The 1346-nt window shown below is 51.4% G+C and carries 1 pseudogene; it reads right to left on the bottom strand.

Going from position 1 to position 1346, the window contains the following annotated elements:
* Positions 1 to 317 precede the first annotated feature (317 nt).
* Positions 318 to 1148: pseudogene (locus tag ACYVG7_RS03950) on the bottom strand (IS5 family transposase).
* Between the last annotated feature and the right edge of the window lie 198 nt (positions 1149 to 1346).

The raw sequence follows: 1346 nt of genomic DNA, 5'->3' as shown, positions 1-1346 counted from the left end.
CTAAAAAAAGCAAGTTGGGATGACAATTATCGGGCACAGCTATTCTTTGGTTAAAAGTTCATCAAAGTGTGCTCCCGCCCTGCGCAGGGGGGGAGTTTGATTTTCGAGAAACCATCTGCAACGGGAGTTCATGATATTACATTTACGGTAACGAGCTATTATGGAGGTTTAGGGAAGGTGCGAATAAGCGGGGAAATTCTTCTCGGCTGACTCAGTCATTTCATTTTTTCCTGTTTGAGCCGTTTTTTCTCCCGTAAATGCCTTGAATCAGCCCATTTAGACCGTTTCTTCGCCATTTCAGGCGTTATTCCCAGTTTTTAGTGCGATCTCTCCCACTGACGTATCATCTGGTCCACCCGAAACAGGTTGGCCAGGGTGAATAACATCGCTAGTTGGTTATCGTTTTTCAGCAGCCCCCTTGTATCTGGCTTTCACGAAGCCGAACTGCCGCTTGATGATGCGAAACGGATGTTCCACTTTGGCCCGGATGCTCGCCTTCATGTATTCGATGTTGATGGCTGTTTTGTTCTTGCGTGGATGCTGTTTCAAGGTTCTTACCTTGCCGGGTCGCTCGGCGATCAGCCAGTCCACATCCACCTCGGCCAGCTCTTCGCGCTGGCGCGCGCCTTGGTATCCGGCATCGGCTGAGACAAATTGCTCCTTACCGTGCAGCAGGTTACCCAACTGGTTGAGGTCATGCACATTGGCCGCTGTGGTGACCAGACTGTGGGTCAGGCCACTCTTGGCATCGACACCGATGTGGGCCTTCATGCCAAAGTGCCACTGATNTGGCGGGCCAGTTGATGCTGCTCCAGCAGGTGGCGGAAATTCATGATGGTGGTGCGGTCCGGCAAGGCGCTATCCAGGGATAACCGCGCAAACAGACGCATGGAGGCGATTTCGTACAGAGCATCTTCCATCGCGCCATCGCTCAGGTTGTACCAGTGCTGCAGACAGTGAATGCGCAGCATGGTTTCCAGCGGATAGGGCCGACGACCATTCCCAGCCTTGGGATAAAACGGCTCGATGACTTCCACCATGTTTTGCCATGGCAGGATCTGCTCCATGCGGGAGAGGAAAATCTCTTTTCTGGTCTGACGGCGCTTACTGCTGAATTCACTGTCGGCGAAGGTGAGCTGATGACTCATGATGAACCCTGTTTCATGGCTCCAGATGACAAACATGATCTCATATCAGGGACTTGTTCGCACCTTCCTTAGAAAAAACCACAACGAGTAAATCGTTGCTGGTGGTTGGTCATGACACAGGGCGAACGCATGAGTGTCTAGTTTTTGAGCGATACGGATAATCCGGCAATCAGCACCTTCTCCAAGTGTTCTGTTTTC

The organism is Pseudaeromonas pectinilytica, assembly GCF_054780855.1.
The sequence above is the reverse complement of the archived record's forward strand: the minus strand, read 5'-3'. Positions and strand labels throughout refer to the sequence as shown.